This is a genomic window from Fusobacterium sp. (genome assembly GCF_019012925.1).
Classification (GTDB): Bacteria; Fusobacteriota; Fusobacteriia; order Fusobacteriales; family Fusobacteriaceae; genus Fusobacterium_A.
Window position 1 is genome coordinate 21734 of sequence record NZ_JAGIRL010000013.1, and the last position, 6000, is coordinate 27733.

The 6000-nt window shown below is 30.7% G+C and carries 6 protein-coding genes and 2 tRNA genes; 2 read left to right on the plus strand and 6 right to left on the minus strand.

Annotated features, from left to right (window positions below):
- Nucleotides 1-155: 155 nt before the first annotated feature.
- The 6 genes from QZ286_RS02065 to QZ286_RS02090 all read right to left on the minus strand — a co-directional run bounded on the left by QZ286_RS02065 (nucleotide 156) and on the right by QZ286_RS02090 (nucleotide 4654).
- A complete protein-coding gene (locus QZ286_RS02065) occupies nucleotides 156-356 on the minus strand; it encodes a YMGG-like glycine zipper-containing protein (protein WP_291255319.1) in 201 nt (66 codons plus the stop codon).
- 83 nt (nucleotides 357-439) lie between these two features.
- Nucleotides 440-2368, minus strand: coding sequence for a [FeFe] hydrogenase, group A (locus QZ286_RS02070; RefSeq protein WP_291255320.1), 1929 nt, complete (start codon nucleotides 2366-2368; stop codon nucleotides 440-442).
- A 201-nt stretch (nucleotides 2369-2569) separates the two neighbouring features.
- Nucleotides 2570-2746, minus strand: coding sequence for a hypothetical protein (locus QZ286_RS02075; protein ID WP_291255321.1), 177 nt, complete (start codon nucleotides 2744-2746; stop codon nucleotides 2570-2572).
- 31 nt (nucleotides 2747-2777) lie between these two features.
- On the minus strand, nucleotides 2778-3254 hold the full coding sequence (locus QZ286_RS02080) for a DUF1456 family protein (protein WP_291255322.1): 477 nt from the start codon (nucleotides 3252-3254) through the stop codon (nucleotides 2778-2780).
- A gap of 106 nt (nucleotides 3255-3360) precedes the next feature.
- Nucleotides 3361-3437: transfer RNA gene (locus tag QZ286_RS02085), tRNA-Arg, on the minus strand.
- Between the two features lie 5 nt (nucleotides 3438-3442).
- Complete coding sequence (locus QZ286_RS02090) at nucleotides 3443-4654, minus strand: FprA family A-type flavoprotein (RefSeq protein WP_291255323.1); 1212 nt, start codon at nucleotides 4652-4654, stop codon at nucleotides 3443-3445.
- Between the two features lie 261 nt (nucleotides 4655-4915).
- On the opposite strand from QZ286_RS02090, the gene lgt reads away from it, so the two are divergent.
- Nucleotides 4916-5794, plus strand: a complete 879-nt coding sequence (lgt, locus tag QZ286_RS02095) for a prolipoprotein diacylglyceryl transferase (protein ID WP_291255324.1) — start codon at nucleotides 4916-4918, stop codon at nucleotides 5792-5794.
- A 65-nt stretch (nucleotides 5795-5859) separates the two neighbouring features.
- Nucleotides 5860-5935, plus strand: a tRNA-Gly gene (locus QZ286_RS02100).
- Nucleotides 5936-6000 lie beyond the last annotated feature (65 nt).

Genomic DNA, 6000 nt, shown 5'->3' on the forward strand with positions numbered 1-6000 from the left:
TAAAATAATTATTTTTTATATGATAAACTATTTTTAAAGTTATGTCAATATTTTTAATTAATCTTTCATTAAAATACCATATATTTTTTTAATGTTTTTATTTCTAAAAAAAATACTACAACCCTATAAAAGAGTTGTAGTATCCATTTTTATATCTATTTAGTTCTATCTGAAATTATTGCTCCTGAAGCAGCTCCAACTCCTGCTCCTATTATTGTTCCTGTGTCTCCACCTATTATGTGTCCTGCAACAGCACCAACTGCAGCTCCCGTTGCTACGTGTTTCTCAGTCCTTGTACAACCTCCTAACACAGTTAACACACTACATAATAGTATTACTATTCCTACTTTTTTCATAAATATCACCTCAAGAATATTTTAATGAATTTTGCTCTATAATTGTAGGATAACACATTTCAGATTTTTTTTCTACCCTTTATTTATTTAATTTTTGGGAAATACTTTGTATGTAGCAATTCATGAGCTTTATGACTTAATGGATAATCTAAATATTTTTCATACATAGCTTTTACATATGGATTTTCATGTGATCTTCTGATCTCTAATTCTCTATCTATATTATTTAATCCTTCTGCTCTCTTCTCTAAAGTGATCTGTTTCTTTAAGGCTTTTGGCTGTCCACCTCCACCGATACATCCACCTTTACATGCCATTATCTCTATAGCGTGGAAGAACTCCTCTCCTGCTCTTATCTTATCAAGCATTTTTGCGGCTTCTTCAAGACCGTGAGCAACTCCTATTCTAAGTTCAATATGACCTATTGTCAATTCAGCTACTCTGAATCCTTCCCAACCTCTTAGTTCAGTAAATTCTATATTATCTAAGTGAGTTCCAGTTATCATCTCTACAGTTGTTCTAGTAGCAGCCTCTATAACTCCACCTGTTCTACCAAATATGATACCTGCTCCTGAATACTGTCCTAATGGATTATCAAATTCCATATCCTCAACTTCATTTAAATCTATTCCTGACTCTTTAAATATTTTAATTAACTCTCTAGTAGATATTACATAGTCAGTATCATAGTTATCTCCTCTAGAGAACTCTGGTCTAGCTGCTTCATATTTTTTAGCAAGACAAGGCATTATTGCTACTGAAGCTATCTCTTCTCTTGTAAACCCTTGCTCTTTTGCCCAAATATCTTTAGCTATTGTCGAGAAAATCTCCATAGGTGATTTTGCTGTTGAAGGTACATCCATCATATCAGGATAGTTTTGCTCTATGAATTTTACCCAAGCTGGACAACATGAAGTAAGTATTGGAAGTTTTACTGTATCGTCACCTTTATAGTATCTCTCTAATCTCTCTTGGAACTCAGCAGCTTCCTCCATTATAGTCATATCTGCAGCCCAAGTAGTATCAAATACATAATCCACTCCTAATTTTTTAAGAGCTCCTACTAATTTTTTCTCTACGTTTGTTCCAGCTTCAAATCCAAAAGCCTCTCCTATCGCTACTCTTACAGCTGGTGCTATCTGCACTACAACTTTTTTATTAGGAGTAGCTAAATCTCTTAATAGATTTAAAGTATGATCTCCTTCAAATATAGCTCCTACTGGACATGCAGCAACACACTGTCCACAATGAGTACATCTATCATTATCTATCTCATGTTTCTCTTTTAATTTTCCATCTATACACTTTACCGGACAAACTCTTGCACAAGCTGTACATCCAATACATTTATCTGTAATTCTAAATTTTAATAAGTGGATACACTCTCCTGCTGGACATTTGTGTTCCTCTATATGCTCTTCTATCTCATGATAAAACTGCTCAATACTTTCTAGTATTAAATTGTGTTTTTGATTTAATTTTGTTTTTATATTATCAGAAAGATATCTTAATAGGTATACGTCTCTCATTGTTGCTTTTCCTTTAGAGATTCTATCTAAAATTCTCCAGATTCTTTCAATCTCATCCTGAACAGCAAGATATTGCTCATACTCACTATTTTTAATCTTTCCTATTAAAAATTCTATGTAGAATTTTGCAAAAGTTATAATACAATCCTCTTCAGAAAGTATAATTATATTTTTATCCACTCCTTCTGGGAACAAGCTAAAGTCTATTACTTTATCTAAACTCTTTGCTGTTAAAAATCCTCCAAAAGGAAGTCCAAATTGGGCAGCTTTAAACTCTTTTTTATTTTTTATTCCACCAACTAATCCAATAACATCTCTTAAAGTTGAATTTTCAGGAATCTCTATAGCTCCTGGATTATTTACCCTTCCTGCTACTGTTACTAATTTTTCATTGTTTTGTTCACTTGCTTTTCCCTCTAAATCTTCTACCACTGAGAAAACCGAACCATATGAACTTTGAAGAATAAATCCTTTATCTGACATCTGTCCTCCTTAATTTAATAAAATATTAAAACTTACTTAACTTTGTAAAATACACCTTTACTCTTTTATTCTATACTATATATTATTTTAACCAATAAACTATAAAATTTCAAGTTATTTTTTTACTATTTTAACATTTTGGACAAGGTTTTTTCATTAAAATGTAAAAAAATGACCCATCTCACAATGAGTCATCTTATTTTATAATAAACTTTTAAATACAATGGTTATAAATGATACAATTAAAATTTTCATCATTAAAACTTTTTGATAAATTGGCATCTTTAATGTTAAAACATAGTGTTTTAGTGTTACATAACCTCTATACTTTCTCTGCCCATTTAAAAACATAAAAACTTCAAACGTTATTACTAACAATATATTAAATACCAAAGTTTTCACCATTTCTCTACCCTCTGTAATAAATTGTTAAACCTTTTAAAAAGTTTCTGATATACTTATCTCCACACTCTCTATAATTTTTATGATCCTCTTTTCTAAAGACAGCACTTAATTCAGAAGATGATAGTTCTAAACCTGCTAATTTAAATATGTGTAACATATCTTCACTTTTTAATGAAAGAGCTATTTTTAATTTTTTTAGAATTATATTATTTATATTATTCTTAGTCATCTTAACAGGTGTATACTCTTTCCCATCTTTTGGCTCCTGTTTACCTCTTTTTAAAATAATAAGCCCATCTAAAAAACTCTCTAAAGCTTTATTATTACATTTTAAGAAATCCTCTTCTCCCTCTCTTTTTAAAAGATTTATAAGATCTTCATGAGTAATTGGATTCTCTCCATATTTAAAGATATCTAACATTGTTTTATCTTTAATATTTAAAGCATATCTCACTCTTCTTAATATATCGTTATTTAACATTTTTCCTCCTAAAATATAGATACTCTACTACATTAAATAGTATACCATTTAATAATATCAATTTAATAAAGAAAAGAGGACATCACTATCCTCTTTATACTCTTTCTGGCGCTCCCAGAAGGATTCGAACCCTCGACCCTCTGATCCGAAGTCAGATGCTCTATCCAGCTAAGCTATAGGAGCTATTACTACATTCTTTCAGCTATTAATTTTGCTGCCATCTCTTCAGCAATAGCTTCTAGTTTCTCAATATCCTCAGCTTTTGGAGTTCCTTTTACTTCAACTGGTTCTCCAACTACTTCTATTCCTTTTAAAGAGTCAGCAAAGGCTTGTATTCCTCTTACTCCTCCACCACTCCACATCATAGTTCCAAAAATTCCTAGATATCTATTTTTTAATCCATAGTTTTCTAATTTATGTAATAATGGTTGTACTTTTGGATATACAGAGTTATTATGTGCACAAGAACCTATAATTAATCCTTTATATTTCCAAATTTCACTTACTATGAAACTTAAATCTGTTTTAGAAGCATCATATATTTTGATCTCTTTTATTCCACAACAGTTTAATTTTCTTCCAATTACCTCAGCCATTTTTGCAGTATTTCCATACATACTTCCATATACTATTACTACACCCTCTGTTTCTGGCTCTAATTTTGCCCAAGTCTCATATAGAGATACAACTTTTGCAATATCTTTTCTCCAAATTAATCCGTGTGAAGGACAGATAAATTTAATCTCTAATCCTCCTAGTTTTTTAATAGCATTTACTACTTGAGGTCCATATTTTCCAACTATGTTAGAATAGTATCTTCTCATTTCACTTTGATAAAACTCAAAGTTTACTTGATCGTCAAAAATACCACCATCTAATGCTCCAAAACTTCCAAAAGCATCATTTGAGAAAAGTATTTTATCTGTTATATTATAAGTTACCATTGATTCTGGCCAGTGAACCATTGGCATCATAGCGAAAGTAAGTTTCTGAGTTCCTAAATCTAAAATATCTCCTTCCTTAATAGTTACGAAATTATCTGCTGGAAAATCTGGAGAAAATGCTTGTAGCATTCCTAAAGTTTTAACATTTCCTACTATTTTTACCTCTGGAAATATTCTGATAACCTCTTTTAATCCACTTGAATGATCTGGTTCAACGTGATTAACAACTATATAGTCTAACTTTCTTCCCTCTAAACACTCTACTATCTTATCTAAGAATGTAGAAGCACACCCAATCTCTACTGAATCAATTACACAAGTCTTCTCATCATCAATAAAATATGAGTTATAAGTTACACCATATGGTAATGGCATATAGTTTTCAAATCTCTCAGTCTTTCTATCGTTTACACCAATCCAAGTTACATTTTCTGTAATTTTTGTACAAAAATACATTTTGTCCTCCTAATTTATTCTATATATATTTTTTGACATTCCCTTTTTATAATTCCTACATTAAGTATGTTATTAAGCAATTTAGTTTATAATCTTCATAACCTACTCACATTATTATATACTCTATAATATTATAATAGAATTATCAAATTTTTTCAATTATTTTTTTTATTTTTAAATACTACTACTAATTAAAAATATTTATGCTATAATCTTAAGTGAATTGAATAAATTCATATGTTATTGATTAGGAGGAATCTTATGCATCCAGTATTATTTTCCATAGCTGGTTTTGAAATCAGGTTCTATGGACTTATGTATGCTATCTCATTCTTTTTAGGAATTGAAATAGCTAAATATTTAGCAAAAGAGAAAAATATAGATAGTAAAATTGTAGAAAATTATGCTTTCATTGCTATGATATCCGGTTTACTCGGTGGTCGTCTCTACTATGTTTTCTTCAACTGGGACTACTACTCTAAATATCCTTCTGAAATATTAGCTACTTGGCATGGAGGTATGGCTATTCATGGCGGTATTATTGGAGGAATTATCGGTACATTTATCTACGGGTATATTAAAAAACTCAATCCATTGACTCTAGGTGATCTCGCTGCTGCTCCTCTATTATTAGGACAAGCTCTTGGAAGATTCGGAAATTTTATGAATGGTGAGATACATGGAGTCCCTACTTTTACTCCTTGGAGTGTAATATTTTCAATAAAGCCAAATTTTTATACTTGGTATAATTCATACAATGTATCAAGTGTATTTGAAAAGTTAAAATATAAAGCTCTAGTACCTTGGGGAGTTGTTTTTCCCAATAGTTCTCCTGCTGGTTCTGAATTTCCTAATATTCCAGTTCATCCAGCTATGCTTTATGAATTAATTTTAAATTTTATTGGATTCTTATTTATTTTCTTCTATCTTAGAAAAAAAACGAATAAGGCCCCTGGTTATCTCTGGTGGAACTATGTTATTATTTATAGTATCATTAGAATATTTGTAAGCTTTTTTAGAGCTGAAGATCTTATGATATTTGGAATAAGAGCTCCTCACTTAGTTAGTTTTATTATGATTATTTTTTCTTTAATTATGATTAAAATTGGAGAAAAAAAGAGAGTTTCAATTAAAAAATAAACTATTTTATTTTTTTCTTGACAATATTTCACTATTATGATATCATAATTTTTGTGATGAGTAGCGCGGGAATAGCTCAGTTGGTAGAGCGTCAGCCTTCCAAGCTGAATGTCGCGAGTTCGAACCTCGTTTCCCGCTCCATCATTTCGGGGATATAGCTCAGTTTGGGAGAGCGACGCACTTGCACTGCGTAGGTCAGCGGTTCG

Bases quoted from the DNA above. Each gene is read 5' to 3' on its own strand.
- QZ286_RS02065 (WP_291255319.1), bottom strand. From the start codon at position 356: ATGAAAAAAGTAGGAATAGTAATACTATTATGTAGTGTGTTAACTGTG.
- QZ286_RS02070 (WP_291255320.1), bottom strand. From the start codon at position 2,368: ATGTCAGATAAAGGATTTATTCTTCAAAGTTCATATGGTTCGGTTTTC.
- QZ286_RS02080 (WP_291255322.1), bottom strand. From the start codon at position 3,254: ATGTTAAATAACGATATATTAAGAAGAGTGAGATATGCTTTAAATATT.
- QZ286_RS02090 (WP_291255323.1), bottom strand. From the start codon at position 4,654: ATGTATTTTTGTACAAAAATTACAGAAAATGTAACTTGGATTGGTGTA.
- lgt (WP_291255324.1), top strand. From the start codon at position 4,916: ATGCATCCAGTATTATTTTCCATAGCTGGTTTTGAAATCAGGTTCTAT.